Source organism: Citrobacter freundii complex sp. CFNIH4 (genome assembly GCF_002934505.1).
GTDB classification, from domain to species: domain Bacteria; phylum Pseudomonadota; class Gammaproteobacteria; order Enterobacterales; family Enterobacteriaceae; genus Citrobacter; species Citrobacter freundii.
Map to the genome: position 1 here is coordinate 4,901,519 of NZ_CP026231.1, position 15,585 is coordinate 4,917,103.

At 53.2% G+C, this 15,585-nt stretch carries 11 protein-coding genes and 3 tRNA genes; 8 read left to right on the top strand and 6 right to left on the bottom strand.

Translation table 11 applies throughout. The features are described from left to right. Nucleotides 1–4: 4 nt before the first annotated feature. Nucleotides 5–739, bottom strand: a complete 735-nt coding sequence (frdB, locus tag C2U41_RS25000; RefSeq protein ID WP_003025540.1) for a fumarate reductase iron-sulfur protein — start codon at nucleotides 737–739, stop codon at nucleotides 5–7. Further along, on the bottom strand, nucleotides 732–2,522 hold the full coding sequence (frdA, locus tag C2U41_RS25005) for a fumarate reductase (quinol) flavoprotein subunit (protein WP_003025543.1): 1,791 nt from the start codon (nucleotides 2,520–2,522) through the stop codon (nucleotides 732–734). The genes frdB and frdA overlap by 8 nt, the downstream gene beginning before the upstream one ends. A gap of 324 nt (nucleotides 2,523–2,846) precedes the next feature. On the opposite strand from frdA, the gene epmA reads away from it, so the two are divergent. Together epmA and yjeM are read left to right on the top strand one after the other, a co-directional pair. Further along, the gene (gene epmA, locus C2U41_RS25010; protein WP_016149440.1) at nucleotides 2,847–3,824 is read left to right on the top strand and encodes an elongation factor P--(R)-beta-lysine ligase; all 978 of its coding nucleotides are present in this window, start codon (nucleotides 2,847–2,849) and stop codon (nucleotides 3,822–3,824) included. 214 nt (nucleotides 3,825–4,038) lie between these two features. Then, nucleotides 4,039–5,541, top strand: coding sequence for a glutamate/gamma-aminobutyrate family transporter YjeM (yjeM, locus tag C2U41_RS25015; RefSeq protein WP_032937774.1), 1,503 nt, complete (start codon nucleotides 4,039–4,041; stop codon nucleotides 5,539–5,541). A gap of 65 nt (nucleotides 5,542–5,606) precedes the next feature. Here yjeM and mscM read toward each other — a convergent pair whose 3' ends face one another. From mscM to rsgA, 3 genes are all read right to left on the bottom strand, one after another. Further along, the gene (gene mscM / locus C2U41_RS25020; protein ID WP_003839472.1) at nucleotides 5,607–8,921 is read right to left on the bottom strand and encodes a miniconductance mechanosensitive channel MscM; all 3,315 of its coding nucleotides are present in this window, start codon (nucleotides 8,919–8,921) and stop codon (nucleotides 5,607–5,609) included. Nucleotides 8,922–8,938: 17 nt separating this feature from the next. Beyond that, a complete protein-coding gene (gene asd / locus C2U41_RS25025; protein ID WP_103848374.1) occupies nucleotides 8,939–9,907 on the bottom strand; it encodes an archaetidylserine decarboxylase in 969 nt (322 codons plus the stop codon). Between the two features lie 92 nt (nucleotides 9,908–9,999). Next, complete coding sequence (gene rsgA, locus C2U41_RS25030; RefSeq protein ID WP_170974257.1) at nucleotides 10,000–11,052, bottom strand: small ribosomal subunit biogenesis GTPase RsgA; 1,053 nt, start codon at nucleotides 11,050–11,052, stop codon at nucleotides 10,000–10,002. A 105-nt stretch (nucleotides 11,053–11,157) separates the two neighbouring features. On the opposite strand from rsgA, the gene orn reads away from it, so the two are divergent. From orn to C2U41_RS25050, 4 genes are all read left to right on the top strand, one after another. Continuing rightward, nucleotides 11,158–11,703: an oligoribonuclease gene (gene orn / locus C2U41_RS25035; protein ID WP_003839477.1), complete on the top strand. Its 546-nt coding sequence runs from the start codon at nucleotides 11,158–11,160 to the stop codon at nucleotides 11,701–11,703. A gap of 185 nt (nucleotides 11,704–11,888) precedes the next feature. Next, nucleotides 11,889–11,964 (top strand) — tRNA-Gly (locus C2U41_RS25040). 37 nt (nucleotides 11,965–12,001) lie between these two features. Continuing rightward, a tRNA-Gly gene (locus C2U41_RS25045) sits at nucleotides 12,002–12,077 on the top strand. 37 nt (nucleotides 12,078–12,114) lie between these two features. Further along, nucleotides 12,115–12,190 (top strand) — tRNA-Gly (locus C2U41_RS25050). Nucleotides 12,191–12,459: 269 nt separating this feature from the next. Here the strand turns inward: C2U41_RS25050 and queG are convergent. Continuing rightward, nucleotides 12,460–13,599, bottom strand: coding sequence for a tRNA epoxyqueuosine(34) reductase QueG (queG, locus tag C2U41_RS25055; protein WP_003844973.1), 1,140 nt, complete (start codon nucleotides 13,597–13,599; stop codon nucleotides 12,460–12,462). Here queG and nnr point away from each other — a divergent pair. Next, on the top strand, nucleotides 13,598–15,145 hold the full coding sequence (nnr, locus tag C2U41_RS25060; protein WP_032937772.1) for a bifunctional ADP-dependent NAD(P)H-hydrate dehydratase/NAD(P)H-hydrate epimerase: 1,548 nt from the start codon (nucleotides 13,598–13,600) through the stop codon (nucleotides 15,143–15,145). The two genes, queG and nnr, sit on opposite strands and share 2 nt — an antisense overlap. Next, a complete protein-coding gene (tsaE, locus tag C2U41_RS25065; RefSeq protein ID WP_003025570.1) occupies nucleotides 15,117–15,578 on the top strand; it encodes a tRNA (adenosine(37)-N6)-threonylcarbamoyltransferase complex ATPase subunit type 1 TsaE in 462 nt (153 codons plus the stop codon). The genes nnr and tsaE overlap by 29 nt, the downstream gene beginning before the upstream one ends. Nucleotides 15,579–15,585: the final 7 nt, after the last annotated feature.

Here is a 15,585-nt window from a genome sequence, read left to right on the forward strand (position 1 = left end):
CTCCTTAGCGTGGTTTCAGGGTAGCGATAAGAAAGTCTTTTGAACTTTCAACTTTACCCTGCTGAATGGCCGCAGCCGGATCGACGTGTTTCGGGCAGACTTCGGAGCAGTAGCCCACGAAAGTACAGGTCCAGACGCCGTTCGGGCTGTTCAATTGAGCCATACGCTCCTTCTTACCGTGGTCGCGGCTATCTTCGTTGTAACGATGCGCCAGCGTAATCGCAGCCGGTCCAATGAACTCAGGGTTCAGGCCGAACTGCGGGCACGCGGCGTAGCACAGACCACAGTTGATGCAACCGGAGAACTGATGATACTTCGCCATCTGCGCCGGAGTCTGGGTGTTTGGACCCTGATCCGGTGTACGCGGGTTACCGATGATGTACGGTTTGATCGCTTCCAGGCTTTCGATAAAGTGCGTCATGTCGACGACCAGATCGCGCTCAATCGGGAAGTTGCCCAGGGCTTCAACCTTCATGCCGTTTGTGTAATCACGCAGGAAGGTTTTGCACGCCAGTTTCGGTACATTGTTGACCATCATGCCGCAGGAGCCGCAGATTGCCATACGGCAGGACCAGCGGTAGCTCAGGTCCGGTGCCAGGTTATCCTTGATGTAGCCCAGCGCATCCAGCAGTGACGTGGTTTCATCATAAGGAACTTCGTAGAAAGCACTGTGCGGCGCGGTATCGGTTTCCGGGTTATAGCGCACCACCTCAACTTTCAGGTTTTTCATCTCAGCCATTCGCCTTCTCCTTCTTATCGGCTGCTTCCGCTTCGCCACCGTAAACACGTTTAGCCGGTGGCAGAGTGGTGATTTTCACGTCGCTGTATTCCAGGCGAGTCGTGCCGTCAGCATCGCGGAAGGCGAGGGTGTGTTTGAGGAAGTTCACGTCGTCACGCTCGGTACAGCCTTCATCCAGACGCTGATGCGCGCCGCGGGATTCTTTACGCGCCAGCGCGGAGTGCGCCATACATTCAGCAACGTTCAGACCGTGACCCAGTTCGATGGTATACAGCAGGTCGGTGTTGAAGACGCTGGAGGTATCAGTGATACGTACGCGCTTGAAGCGTTCCTGCAGTTCAGCCAGCTTATCAACGGTTTTCTGCATCAGTTCCGGCGTACGGTAGATACCGCAACCTTCTTCCATGGAGATACCCATTTCGTCACGGATCTTAGACCAGTTTTCGTTACCTTCCTGGTTAACCAGATCTTTCAGACGTTTTTCAACGCCAGCAACCTGTGCATCCAGAGCGGCACTGTTTGCAGCGCCAGCCGTTGCAGCGCGTTCCGCAGCTTGTTCACCAGCCATACGACCGAAGACCACCAGTTCCGCCAGGGAGTTAGAGCCCAGACGGTTAGCGCCATGCAGACCAACAGAGGAACATTCGCCGACAGCGAACAGACCTTTAATGCGGGTTTCACAGTGCTGATCGGTTTCGATACCGCCCATGGTGTAGTGCGCGGTCGGACGTACCGGGATCGGTTCTTTAACCGGATCGACACCCACGTAAGCTTTCGCCAGTTCGCAGATGAACGGTAAACGTTCGAGCAGTTTTTTCTCACCGAGGTGACGCAGGTCGAGGTGAACCACATCGCCACGCGGAGTGGAAATGGTGTTGCCTTTGCGCCATTCGTGCCAGAAAGCCTGAGAAACTTTGTCGCGCGGACCGAGTTCCATGTATTTGTTTTTCGGCTCGCCCAGCGGGGTTTCCGGACCCATGCCGTAGTCTTGCAGATAACGGTAGCCGTTTTTGTTGACCAGGATACCGCCTTCACCACGGCAACCTTCTGTCATCAGGATACCGGAGCCTGGCAGACCCGTCGGGTGATATTGAACGAATTCCATATCACGCAGCGGAACGCCGTGGCTCAGCGCCATGCCCATACCGTCGCCGGTTACGATGCCGCCGTTAGTATTGTAACGGTAAACACGACCAGCGCCGCCCGTTGCCATTACGACTGCGTTAGCACGGATCTGCACCAGCGTGCCTTCCATCATGTTCATGGCAACCAGGCCGCGGGCATGACCCTCGTCCACCAGGATATCCAGAACGAAGTGTTCGTCAAAGCGCTGAATCTGCGGGAACTGCAAAGATGTTTGGAACAGCGTATGCAACATGTGGAAGCCGGTTTTATCTGCGGCAAACCAGGTACGCTCGATTTTCATGCCGCCGAAGCGACGTACGTTGACGCTACCGTCTTCACGACGGCTCCATGGGCAGCCCCATTGTTCCAGTTGCGTCATTTCAGTTGGGCAGTGGTGGACAAAGTAATCCACGACATCCTGCTCACATAGCCAGTCTCCGCCTGCTACCGTATCGTGAAAATGGTAGTCAAAGCTGTCATGATCCTGCGCGACAGCAGCAGAGCCGCCTTCGGCAGCAACGGTATGGCTGCGCATTGGGTACACTTTTGAGATCAGTGCGATTTTAGCGTTGGGATTTGCTTGTGCGGCAGCAATTGCAGCACGTAATCCCGCGCCACCGGCGCCTATAATGGCAAGATCGGCTTGAAAGGTTTGCACGACATTCCTCCAGATTGTTGTTATTTCATCCCCGCCTGAAATCAGATGCTTCATCGGCTTCAAACAGGTTATGAACGCGTTTCCACTGCTCCTTTATAGGTACAATAGTATAGTCTTAGGGATGTGCGGGAAATTTGACGTGTTCGATTTTTTTAGCGTGTCACAGGGGGGAATTATCATTGAATTTGATTAATTTAATTACTAAACCATCCTATGTCGCTTTTTTTATCCAATTGCCGGTGCTGATTACTGCTGCCTGAAATTTGTCTCGTTAGCGCGATACGAGTAGACTTCGTGCCCTTGTCATAAATCGGAGAAACAACCATGAGCGAAACGGCAACCTGGCAGCCGAGCGCGTCCATCCCCAATCTGTTAAAACGTGCAGCAATTATAGCGGAGATTCGCCGCTTTTTTGCCGATCGTGGCGTGCTTGAGGTTGAGACCCCTTGTATGAGTCAGGCAACGGTAACGGACATCCATCTGTTCCCGTTCGAAACGCGTTTCGTTGGCCCTGGACACTCCCAGGGGATGAATCTCTATTTAATGACCAGCCCTGAATACCATATGAAGCGCCTGCTGGTGGCAGGGTGCGGCCCGGTGTATCAACTGTGCCGCAGCTTCCGTAATGAAGAGATGGGGCGCCATCATAACCCTGAATTCACCATGCTTGAGTGGTATCGTCCGCACTACGATATGTATCGCCTGATGAATGAGGTGGATGATTTGCTTCAGCAGGTGCTGGACTGTTCGCCTGCGGAAAGCCTCTCTTACCAGCAAGCCTTCCAGCGTCATCTGGAGATAGACCCGCTGTCTGCGGATAAAACCCAACTGCGGGAAGTGGCGGCGAAATTGGATCTCAGCAATATTGCCGATACCGAAGAAGACCGGGACACCTTACTGCAACTGCTGTTTACGATGGGCGTTGAGCCGCATATTGGTAAAGACAAACCGACGTTTGTGTATCATTTCCCGGCCAGCCAGGCATCACTGGCGCAAATCAGTACCGAAGATCACCGCGTGGCTGAACGTTTCGAGGTTTATTACAAAGGTATTGAGCTGGCAAATGGTTTCCATGAATTGACCGACGCGCGTGAACAACAGCAGCGGTTTGAACAGGATAACCGCAAACGTGCCACACGAGGCTTACCGCAGCAACCTATCGATACCAACCTGCTGGAAGCGCTGAAAGTAGGCATGCCGGATTGCTCAGGCGTGGCGCTGGGTGTTGACCGTCTGGTGATGCTGGCGCTGGGCGCAGAAAGCCTGGCTGAGGTTATCGCATTTACCGTCGATCGCGCATAACTTACCCTTCCGCAATACAAAGTGGCGGCTTAATCGCCACTTTGTAGCATATTTTTTCATTTCCCCTCTAATAGCCACAATTTACATCTGGATATTTGATATCGTTTAGGTATCAATTCTGTGTTGATTTTTTTATCGCTGAACTCTGCAAAGAGAGCAGTGCCAACCGGTGAGCGGCGTTTGCTAAACGCTTGCCAGAGTAAGGGATGGTTTAATGACCCAAACAATAAAAAAGATGAGCCTGCCAGGTCTCATTCTCATGATATTTACGTCAGTTTTCGGTTTTGCTAATAGCCCCTCCGCATTCTATTTAATGGGGTATAGTGCAATACCGTGGTATATATTTTCTGCATTATTATTCTTTATTCCATTTGCTTTAATGATGGCGGAAATGGGGTCTGCCTATCGGAAAGAAGAGGGGGGAATCTATTCGTGGATGAATAATAGCGTTGGACCGCGCTATGCCTTTATCGGCACGTTTATGTGGTTTTCTTCTTATGTGATATGGATGGTAAGTACTGCGGCGAAAGTCTGGGTACCTTTTTCAACCTTCTTGTTTGGCGCAGACATGACGCAGCACTGGCGTATTGCAGGGCTTGAGCCTACGCAGGTTGTCGGGCTGCTCGCCGTCGGCTGGATGATCCTGGTGACCTGCGTGGCATCCCGGGGTATTAATAAGATTGCGCGTATTACGGCAGTAGGCGGAATTGCCGTAATGTGTCTTAATTTAGTTCTGTTGTTAGTGAGTGTCGCTATTTTGTTATTAACTGGTGGCCACTTTGCACAGGATATTAATTTTATCTCCTCACCTAATCCCGGATATCAGTCCGGGCTGGCAATGTTGTCATTTGTTGTGTTTGCCATTTTTGCTTATGGCGGAATTGAAGCTGTAGGGGGACTGGTTGATAAAACAGAAAAACCAGAAAAGAACTTTGCTAAAGGCATTGTTTTTGCCGCTATTGTCATTTCTGTTGGTTATTCACTGGCCATCTTTTTATGGGGCGTTAGCACCAACTGGCAGCAGGTATTAAGCAATAGCTCGGTCAACCTCGGCAATATTACTTATATCCTGATGAAGAGCCTCGGGATGAGGTTGGGTAATGCGCTGCATCTTTCCCCTGAGACCGCGATGGTGATGGGCGTATGGTTTGCACGTATTACCGGGCTTTCCATGTTCCTTGCCTATACCGGCGCTTTTTTCACCCTCAGCTACTCACCGCTGAAAGCGATTATTCAGGGTACGCCGAAAGCGTTGTGGCCCGCGCCGATGACCAAACTGAATGCCGTAGGGATGCCGACGACGGCAATGTGGTTACAGTGCCTGCTGGTGAGCCTGTTTATCCTGTTGGTTTCATTTGGTGGCGATACGGCTTCAGCGTTCTATAACAAACTGACGCTGATGGCGAACGTATCCATGACGCTGCCGTATCTGTTCCTGGCGCTGGCGTTTCCGTTCTTTCAAGCCCGTCCGGGTCTGGAAAGACCGTTTGTTGTCTTTAAAACCCGAGCGGCGACGCTGCTGGCAACGGGTGTGGTCGTTCTGGTGGTGACGTTTGCCAACGTGTTCACCATCATCCAGCCGGTAATTGAAGCCGGGGACTGGAACAGTGCCTTGTGGATGACCGGCGGCCCGATCTTCTTCTCGCTGCTGGCGATGGCGATTTATCAGAACTACAGCCGTCGCGCGGCCAACGAACCTGAGTGGGCGGTGGAATAAACGACCTGCCCAATCCGGCCTACAAAGATGCATCTTAGTAGGCCGGATACAGTGAAGCCTTCCGCTTACAAACTTCCCGCCGGGCGGCTGCCTCTTCCTGCAGAACTTAATGTTCTGCCTGTTTGCTTACCGCCGAGGCTCTCCAGACGCATCTGGAACGGTGGGAACGGCATATCAATACCATGCTCGCGGAAGCCTGCCAGAATCAGCTGGTGGATTTCATGGCGCAGCGGCATGCGATGCCCCATTTCAGCGGCATAAATACGCAGTTCGAAGATTTGAATTCCTTGTTGCAGGTCAACCAGGAAGACTTCTGGCGCCGGGTTATCGATAACCAGCGAGCAACGATGTGCGGCAGTCAGCAGGATCTGCGTAACCTCCTCGCTGTTAGCCTCCGACGGTGCCGGGATGGTTAACACCACACGGGTAACCGAATCGGATAGCGACCAGTTGATAAACTGTTCGGTGATAAAGGCTTTGTTGGGTACGATGATCTCTTTGCGGTCCCAGTCGCTGATAGTGGTGGCACGGGTATTAATTTTCGTCACGCTACCGGTAAGATCGCGAATTGTAACCGTGTCGCCAATGCGGATTGGCTTTTCAAACAGGATAATCAGGCCGGAAATAAAGTTGGCGAAGATCTCCTGCAAACCAAAGCCCAGACCGACACCGAGAGCCGCCACCAGCCATTGCAGTTTGGACCACTCAATACCGATCATCGAGAAACCCACCAGGCCGCCAATCAGCATCAGAAGATACTTAGTGATAGTGGTGATGGCGTAACCGGTGCCGGGGGTTAAATCCAGATGTTGCAGTAGCGCCAGCTCCAGCAATGCGGGTAAGTTGCGCACTAGCTGGGTGGTGATGATAAACACCAGAATAGCAATGAGCACTGCGCCCAGCGTTATCGGTTCTAAGCTTTCCACGCCCTGCACCGTGGAGGTGACATCCCACAACGAGATGTTTTCCAGGAAGCCGAAAGCGGAATGAATTTCTGACCACAGCACAATAACCGAGAGCAGGGCGATAAGCATCAGGATAGAACGTACCAGGCGCAGCGATTGCGCGCTGATTGCATCCAGATCCACTTCGCTTTCATCTACATCGATCGTACCTTCAAGGCTGGTGGAATGAGGTGGTTCCTCTTCGCCCCGCGCACGTTGCGCCAGCATTTCGGCGCGTCGATGTTTGGCGCGGTCAAACGCAAGGCGGCGGCGCTGAATTAGCATCCAGCGGCGGATGACGTGATACACCACCAGTAATAAGAACCAAATCGCCACGGATGTTTCCAGACGTGCCAGCAGGGCTTGCGATGTGGCGAGATAACCCACTGCCGCAGCGAGAATGGCAATCAGCGGCGCGCCCATCAGCATATTCCACAGCATACTATTGACCATGTTATCGCTGTTGCCCTCTTTATCGAGGTACAGCGGTATCCCGGCGCGTTTCAGGCTCAGGGTCACGACCGCCAGCGCACCGCAAATCAGAATAAAGCACAGACGTCCCAGTGAGGCGGAGAACTCCCGGTCATTGAGATTATCAAACATAATCACCGCCATGATCAGCGGGACAATCAGTCCGATGCTCATCAGGTAGTAGTGCATGGCTTTCGCGACGCGGTTACGTGGCCAGCCAAAGTGGGCAATGAACAGACCGTTGGGACGCGCAAAGGTGGCGCAAATCATTACCGCCCATAGCATAGGCACCGTGGCGGTAACGCCATCGCCGATAGCAACAGCCAGCGGGTAAGGCCAGGCTTCCTGCAACCCGTAACCGAGCGTTGCCCATAACACCGGCAACGGAGAAGCGACGAGTATTGACCAGAATACCGTGCGTATTGTCAGCCAGAAATGGTCCTGGGTGACTTTCCCGACTCGCGCGGACGAGCGTTCAAGGAAACGGGTGAAGTGCTTGCGCGAAGAGAGGCTAAAGCCAACCAGCACCAACGCCGCGAACAGCGGCAATAGTGTTTCTTTGCTGGTCAGCATCATGACGCTGGCTTTACCCAACTGATTAAACGTATCTAATGAGATCAAACGCCGCAGATCCTGAACGATGTCGACAGGCCAGGAGAGCGAGATGGGACTGACGTCTGACGTCCAGAACAGATAGCGGTGCGTTGCTTCGTTGACCTCTTTTAGCGCATCTTCCAGTTGGCTGTTGGAGACTTTGAGCTTGGTCAGCTCAAGGATCAGCGTATCGCCGCCCTGTAACAATGAGTTCAGCAGCTCGCGCTGGGTGCGTAGCTGGGCGTTGAGAATGCTGCTCTGTTCAGCGGTCAGCGGTTGTCCATCGGCCTGATGAATCTGACGCAGCTGCGGCTGTTTGTTGAGGAGATCCTCATAGCGCATACGGTGCACGCGAAGCTGCGCCATTTCGGTATCCAACTGCTGGGGCTTGGGCATTTCCGGCAGACGGGATACCTGCGCGCGCAGCGCTTCTCCCAGCATATTTGAAACCCCAAGCCACTGAGACTGCTCTCGCAGCGTATTCAAGGCCTGGCGGACCTGCAGCGTTTGGCTGGCAGCCTGACGCTGCTGCGAGGCGACCAGGTCCATACGTTGCGCCTGCTGGTTCAAGGCCTGAGACAGCTCGCGGTTAACCTTGAACTGATCGACAATACCTTCCGGCAGTCCCGCGCTGTTTTCTGCCAGCAGTTCGGTACTTTCCAGCGCTCGCTCTGCTTCACGCTGGCGCTGACTGTTGAGTTGATTGCGCAAAGCCTGCAGGTAAGTGTCGAGTTGTTGACTCTGCTTTTCCGCCAGTTCGGAGCGCATACGCGCCAGTTCCTGACGGTTATTGGCGGAAAGCTGTGCCAGCTCCAGTTCATCGACCAGGGCTTTAAGTTTGGCGGATTCAGCTTGCATCGCCTGATTCTGCGCGGAATTGCCGTTGGCGGTACCAATGCGCCGCTCAAGCTCATTGAGCTGGCGGCGGGCATCGGTTTGCTGTTGAGGAAGCTGGCTTAACGAGTCGGCGATTTCCCGGGCGCGATCCTGCTCCTGCTGGGCCTGACGACTCTTTTCCAGCAGTTGGCTGCTAACCTGGAGGATCTCCTGGTTTAATGCATCGGTAGAGAGTCCGGTTGGCACATTGCGCGGTTCATCGCGCAGGTTACTAAGCTGTGCGCGTAACGTTGCGGACAGCTTGGGGAAGTTATCAATAACCTGCTGATATTGCTGTGCGCGCTCGAGAGAGCCTTTCCGCTCCTCAAGGGCATTCAGCGCGGACTGGAGCGCCTCGACGGTTTCTGGCTGAGCGGGTTTTGCCGCTTTTGCCTGCTCCAGTTCCTGGGTGAGTTGTTTGGCATCGGGGGCCGTCGCAGCGTACGCCCCCAGGCTGAGGCACCAGGCCATCAGAAAAGTGATAATCAGGCGCACAGCAGCGATTCCTATGTTTAACTTTCGTCTTTTTTGTCGTCAACCAGCGGGCTGGCGTCGTGTTCTGCTTCGATCTCTTCTTTCGCCAGCAGGGCCGGTTCTGTCTCTGGCGTCACGAAAGTCTCGGTCGAGATGGCCATTGGTTGGCCGATTTTGGTCACGGAAAGATCCTGCAACTGCTCAACCAGATTAACTTTGCCAGGTGCGAACAGGTTGATGACGGTGGAACCGAGCTTAAAGCGGCCCATTTCCTGACCTTTCAACAGCGCTACCGACCCTTCGCTTTCGCCTTCCGGCCAGGTCCAGCGCTTGATGACGCCTTCACGCGGTGGGGTAATGGTGCCAGCCCATGTGGTTTCAATGCTGCCGACGATAGTCGCGCCGACCAGAATCTGCACCATCGGACCAAATTCGGTATCAAACAAACAGATTACGCGTTCGTTGCGGGCAAACAGGTTCGGTACGTTTTGCGCAGTCAGGATGTTTACAGAGAAGAGATCGCCCGGCACATACATCATTTCACGCAGGATACCGTTACACGGCATGTGTACACGGTGGTAATCGCGTGGAGACAAGTAAGTGGTTACAAACGTACCATTGCGGAATTTGTCCGCCATCTGATAGTTGCCAGCCAGCAGCGCTTCAAGGGTATAGCTGTGCCCTTTAGCCTGCAGCAGTTTGTCTTCTTCGATGTTGCCTAGCTGGTTGATTACGCCGTCAGCGGGCATGACCAGTACGTTTGGATCGGTATTAATCGGGCGAGCATCGTCGCGCAGCGGGCGAACAAAGAAGTCGTTAAAGGTGCGATAGCTGGCGGTGTCCGGCTTTTGCGCCTCTTTCATATCGACCTTGTAATATTTCACGAACAGATCGATAACCAATTTGGTCAGCCATCCCGCTCGTTTGCTCGCACCCCAACCCGCCAGGCGAGTGAGCCATAGTTTCGGCAGAATGTATTGTAGCGAAAGCTTAAATGAGTTTAACAAGGTAGCCTCCAGGCCATAATTTGTTCCCGATCCGGCATGTGGGCCGGATCCTGAAAAAAGGGGGACGATTCTAGCGATGCTTAGCTTAGTTGTCAGTTGTCTGTATCAGAAAAGTTTTTACGCGTTTTTACCTGCGCCATGCTTTCCAGGATGCGGTGATAATTTTCAAACCGGGTTTCGGCTATGGCCCCTTTTTCTACAGCCTCACGGATAGCGCAGCCTGGATCGGTATCATGCTTGCAGTCGCGGTATTTGCAATGGCCCAGGTAGTCATGAAATTCGACAAAGCCATGCGTGATTTGTTCCGGCTCCAGATGCCACAGTCCGAACTCACGTACGCCAGGGGAGTCGATAACGTCGCCGCCGTGCGGGAAGTGATACAGGCGAGAGGCCGTGGTAGTGTGCTGTCCAAGACCGGAGTTGTCGGAGACATCGTTGGTCAGGATCTCTTCCTGCAGGCCGAGAAGATTATTGAGCAGGCTGGATTTACCTACGCCCGACTGACCGGCAAAAATGCTGATGCGATCGGTTAATGCTTCTTCAAGCGGTTTCAGGCCGTCTTTAGTGCGGCTGGATACCATCAACACCCGATAGCCAATGTTGCGATAGATATCCATCTGTTCGTTAACGAAGGCCATGCCTTCATCATCCAGCAGATCGATCTTATTCAGTACGATAATTGGTTCAACATGTAGCGTTTCGCAGGCTACCAGATATCGGTCGATAATATTGAGTGACAGCTCGGGTAAGATGGCTGAGACAATAACGATCTGGTCGATGTTGGCGGCAATAGGTTTTACCCCGTCGTAAAAGTCGGGGCGTGTCAGTACCGAGGTACGATCGTGTACCGCTTCAACGATACCTTTGACATTCACGCCTTCAGCCGCCGCTTTACCCGGGCGCCAGACTACGCGATCGCCAGTAACCAGCGAGCGAATTGTACGGCGGATGTTGCAGCGGTGAATTTCACCGTCAGCAGACTCTACGTCGGCATGCATGCCAAAACGGCTGATAACGATGCCTTCAGCGGTTTCGCCAAACAGGTTGTCGTCGTAGTCGGGCTTCTCCGTGGACGTTTTAAGACGACGCTGGTGATTGGCGTTCACACGGCGCTGTTGGCCTTTGGAGAGTTTATTCTTACTCAATCGGACTGGCTCCTGGTCGCCCATGATGGGCAAAACATTTATGATACACACAATTTTAGATCAATGTAGTCACACTGAATGTGACGCTGAAGGGTGGAAAATAGCATGAGTGCCAATGAAAACAACCTGATTTGGATCGATCTGGAGATGACAGGTCTGGATCCCGAGCGCGATCGCATTATTGAGATCGCCACGCTGGTGACGGATGCCAACCTGAATATTCTGGCAGAAGGACCGACAATTGCGGTGCACCAGTCCGACGAACAACTGGCATTAATGGATGACTGGAACGTACGTACGCACACCGGTAGCGGGCTGGTGGAACGTGTGAAGGCGAGCACCATGGGCGATCGTGAAGCAGAACTGGCCACGCTGGCTTTTTTGAAAGAGTGGGTTCCGGAAGGGAAATCACCTATCTGTGGCAACAGCATCGGCCAGGATCGTCGTTTCCTGTTTAAATACATGCCGGAGCTGGAGGCGTATTTCCATTATCGCTATCTGGACGTCAGCACGCTCAAAGAACTGGCGCGTCGTTGGAAGCCGGAAATCCTGGCTGGCTTCACCAAGCAGGGAACGCATCAGGCGATGGACGACATTCGTGAATCTGTTGCTGAGCTTGCTTACTATCGCGAACATTTTATTAAGCTTTGATTTTGTTCTCCGGTGGCTTGCGTCACCGGCTTTTTGACGCTAAATTGTTCAGCTTGATTGCAAAGTAATCACTTGAACGAATTTTCGAAAAAAACGTATTCAAGGGGGTTGCAGCTAAACGGATTTCTCGTATAATGCGCCTCCCGTAACGACGCAGAAATGCGAATTACGACAGCAACAAATTTGCGGGAATAGCTCAGTTGGTAGAGCACGACCTTGCCAAGGTCGGGGTCGCGAGTTCGAGTCTCGTTTCCCGCTCCAAAATTTGAAAGTGCTTATTAAGCACAGACGCACCCAAGCGGGAATAGCTCAGTTGGTAGAGCACGACCTTGCCAAGGTCGGGGTCGCGAGTTCGAGTCTCGTTTCCCGCTCCAAAATTTGAAAGTGCTTATCAAGCACAGACACACCCAAGCGGGAATAGCTCAGTTGGTAGAGCACGACCTTGCCAAGGTCGGGGTCGCGAGTTCGAGTCTCGTTTCCCGCTCCAAATTCTTACCTCAATAAAAATATCCACAACGAATAATCGCGTTGGGGACGTTTTGTTTCGTCATTGACATACTCTTGTAAACAGACTTATCCACAGGTTCGGGTATTATTCCTGGAATGCAAAAAGCTTCGCCGGGTAAATAGTATCATTTTAACTAATTGAAATTATTGACTTAATTATCATTTCAAATTGTTAATGCGATCACTTGACGATTTTTTCCTTCTTGAATATCAATGTGTTTTTATTTTTATACACAAGCTGTGGATGACTTAAGCGTCGCGCGGCAGACCCTTCTCAATGACCCTGACCAAACGTTGTTTCTTCGGTAGCTGCACCTCAACTACGCAGGCATTTCGCTTCTCGATTTGCTGAGCAACCGCCCAGTCTATGTGTTCGTCGAGAAGTGGGTGCTCACCTCTGCGACTTTCCAGCGCGAGAATAACAGCGTCATTCCAGGGAGCATTACCCAACGCAACGGCGATATTTCGCAGCCAGCGCAGGTGGCCAATACGACGAATGGCAGACCCCTCCGTGACTTTTAAAAACCACGCTTCGCTCCAGCTAAACAGCTCTATTAACTCCGGAGCATGAAGCTGCTTGCGCGGGTTGAAGTCATCCTCTGTCGTCAACTGTGAATAGCGGTTCCACGGGCAAATGAGCTGGCAATCATCGCAGCCGTAAATTCGATTCCCCAACAATGGACGAAACTCTTCCGGTATCGGGCCTTCCAGTTCGATAGTGAGATAAGAGATACAGCGGCGCGCATCTACGGTGTAGGGTTCAACGATGGCCCCGGTGGGACAGATTGTCATGCAGGCGACGCATTTCCCGCATCCTTCTTCTGCTGGTTGGTCGACCGGCAAGGGTAAATCGATCAGTAATTCCCCGAGGAAGAAAAATGAACCGGCTTCGCGATTGAGGATTAGTGAGTGCTTACCTGTCCAGCCAAGCCCGGCTTTTTCCGCCAAAGGACGCTCAAGAATGGGCGCAGAATCGACAAAAGGTCTAAAATTCAGCGAAACGCAGTGCTGTTGAATCATCTCTCCCAGCTTTTTTAAGCGGTTACGTAGCAGCTTATGGTAGTCGCGGCCAAGCGCGTAACGGCTGACGTAACCCAGAGAAGGGTTCTTCAACGTGCTGGCAAAGGCCGCTTTGGCAGGAAGATAGTTCATACGTACGCTGATGACACGTAGTGTACCGGGCAATAATTCGTGGGGGCGGGCGCGCATCATGCCGTGACGGGCCATCCAGTCCATCTCTCCGTGGTATTGTTTATCCAGCCAGGCCTGCAGTTTGGGCTCTGCTTCGCTGAGGTCGGTATCGGCAATACCGACCTGCTGAAAGCCAAGCTCCAGCCCCCACTGCTTAATATTTTGCGCTAACTGATTGAGATCGAGGGGCTCTGACATGACGGACCATACAATGAAGAAAAACCCCGCAAGTATACCACACTCCATCTGGCACGCCGATGATATCAGGCGGATGGAGCGAGAGGCGGCAGACAGTTTAGGGCTGACGTTGTATGAGCTGATGCAACGGGCGGGAGAGGCGGCGTTTCAGGTCACCCGTGAGGCCTATCCGAACGCCCAACACTGGCTGGTGCTATGTGGTCACGGCAACAACGGCGGTGATGGTTACGTGGTGGCAAGACTTGCCAAAGCGCAGGGTTTTAATGTTACGTTGCTGGCGTACGAGAGTGATAAACCGCTCCCCGAGGAAGCGCAGCAGGCGCACGACGCCTGGCTTAACGCCGGTGGCGTTATTCATGCTGCTGATATTAACTGGCCAGACAGCGTGGACGTCATTATCGACGCGCTGTCAGGTACTGGCTTAAAAAACGCGCCGCGTGAACCTCTCCCGGCGTTGATCGAACGTGCCAATAGCCACCCAGCCCCTACAATTGCAATCGACATTCCCTCCGGCCTGCTTGCGCAGACGGGGGCGACGCCGGGGGCAGTCATCAACGCTGCGCATACCGTTACCTTTATTGCGCTCAAGCCAGGTCTGCTTACCGGTAAAGCACGCGATGTCACCGGACGTCTGCATGTTAACGCACTCGGGCTGGACGACTGGCTGGCGGGGCAGAACGCGCCGCTGCAACGTTTTGATGCTCAACAGCTTGCGCACTGGCTAACGCCGCGTCGGCCCACCTCACACAAAGGCTCCCACGGTCGGCTGGTGATTATCGGCGGCGACCACGGCACGGCAGGTGCAATACGTATGGCCGGTGAAGCGGCGTTGCGTGCGGGGGCCGGGCTGGTCAAAGTATTGACGCGCAGGGAGAACATTGCGCCTGTTCTGACTGCCAGACCAGAACTGATGGTCGATGCGCTGACGCCGCAGACTCTGGAAGAGAGCCTGGCATGGGCGGATGTTGTGGTGATAGGACCAGGGCTTGGTCAGCAGGAGTGGGGCAAAAAAGCGCTGCAAAAAGTGGAGAATTTTCGCAAACCGATGCTCTGGGATGCGGATGCGCTGAACCTGCTGGCAATCAACCCCGATAAACGTCACAATCGCGTGATCACGCCGCATCCAGGTGAAGCCGCGCGACTGCTGGGCTGTTCCATTGCAGAAATTGAAGACGATCGCTTACTTTGTGCACAACGTCTGGTAAAACGGTACGGAGGCGTAGTAGTGCTGAAAGGCGCGGGTACGGTTGTTGCTGCTGAACAAGCTGAGTTAGGTATTATTGATACTGGCAATGCAGGGATGGCCAGCGGCGGAATGGGGGATGTGCTTTCCGGTATTATTGGCGCATTGCTCGGACAGAAGCTTACCCCGTATGATGCAGCATGTGCGGGATGTGTTGCGCACGGAGCGGCGGCGGATGTGCTGGCGGCGCGTTTTGGTACGCGCGGCATGCTGGCGACAGATCTCTTTACCACGCTACAGCGTATTGTTAACCCTGATGTGATTGACGTTTATCATGATGAATCGAGTAATTCCACTACCTGATGAGCAGGCAACTTTAGACCTGGGACTGCGGGTAGCCAAAGCCTGTGACGGCGCGACGGTTATATATTTGTACGGCGACCTGGGGGCGGGTAAAACCACTTTCAGCCGGGGATTTCTGCAGGCGTTAGGTCATAAAGGTAATGTAAAAAGCCCCACCTACACGCTGGTTGAACCCTATTCACTCGATAACTTGATGGTATATCACTTCGATTTATACCGACTTGCGGACCCGGAGGAGCTGGAATTTATGGGGATCCGCGATTATTTTGCCAATGATGCCATCTGCCTGGTGGAATGGCCGCAACAAGGTAAAGGTGTACTGCCAGACCCGGACGTCGAAATACACATTGAATATCAGGCGCAAGGTCGAGAGGCGCGCGTAAGCGCAGTCTCCTCATCGGGTGAATTATTGCTGGCGCGTTTAGCCGAATAACCTTAAG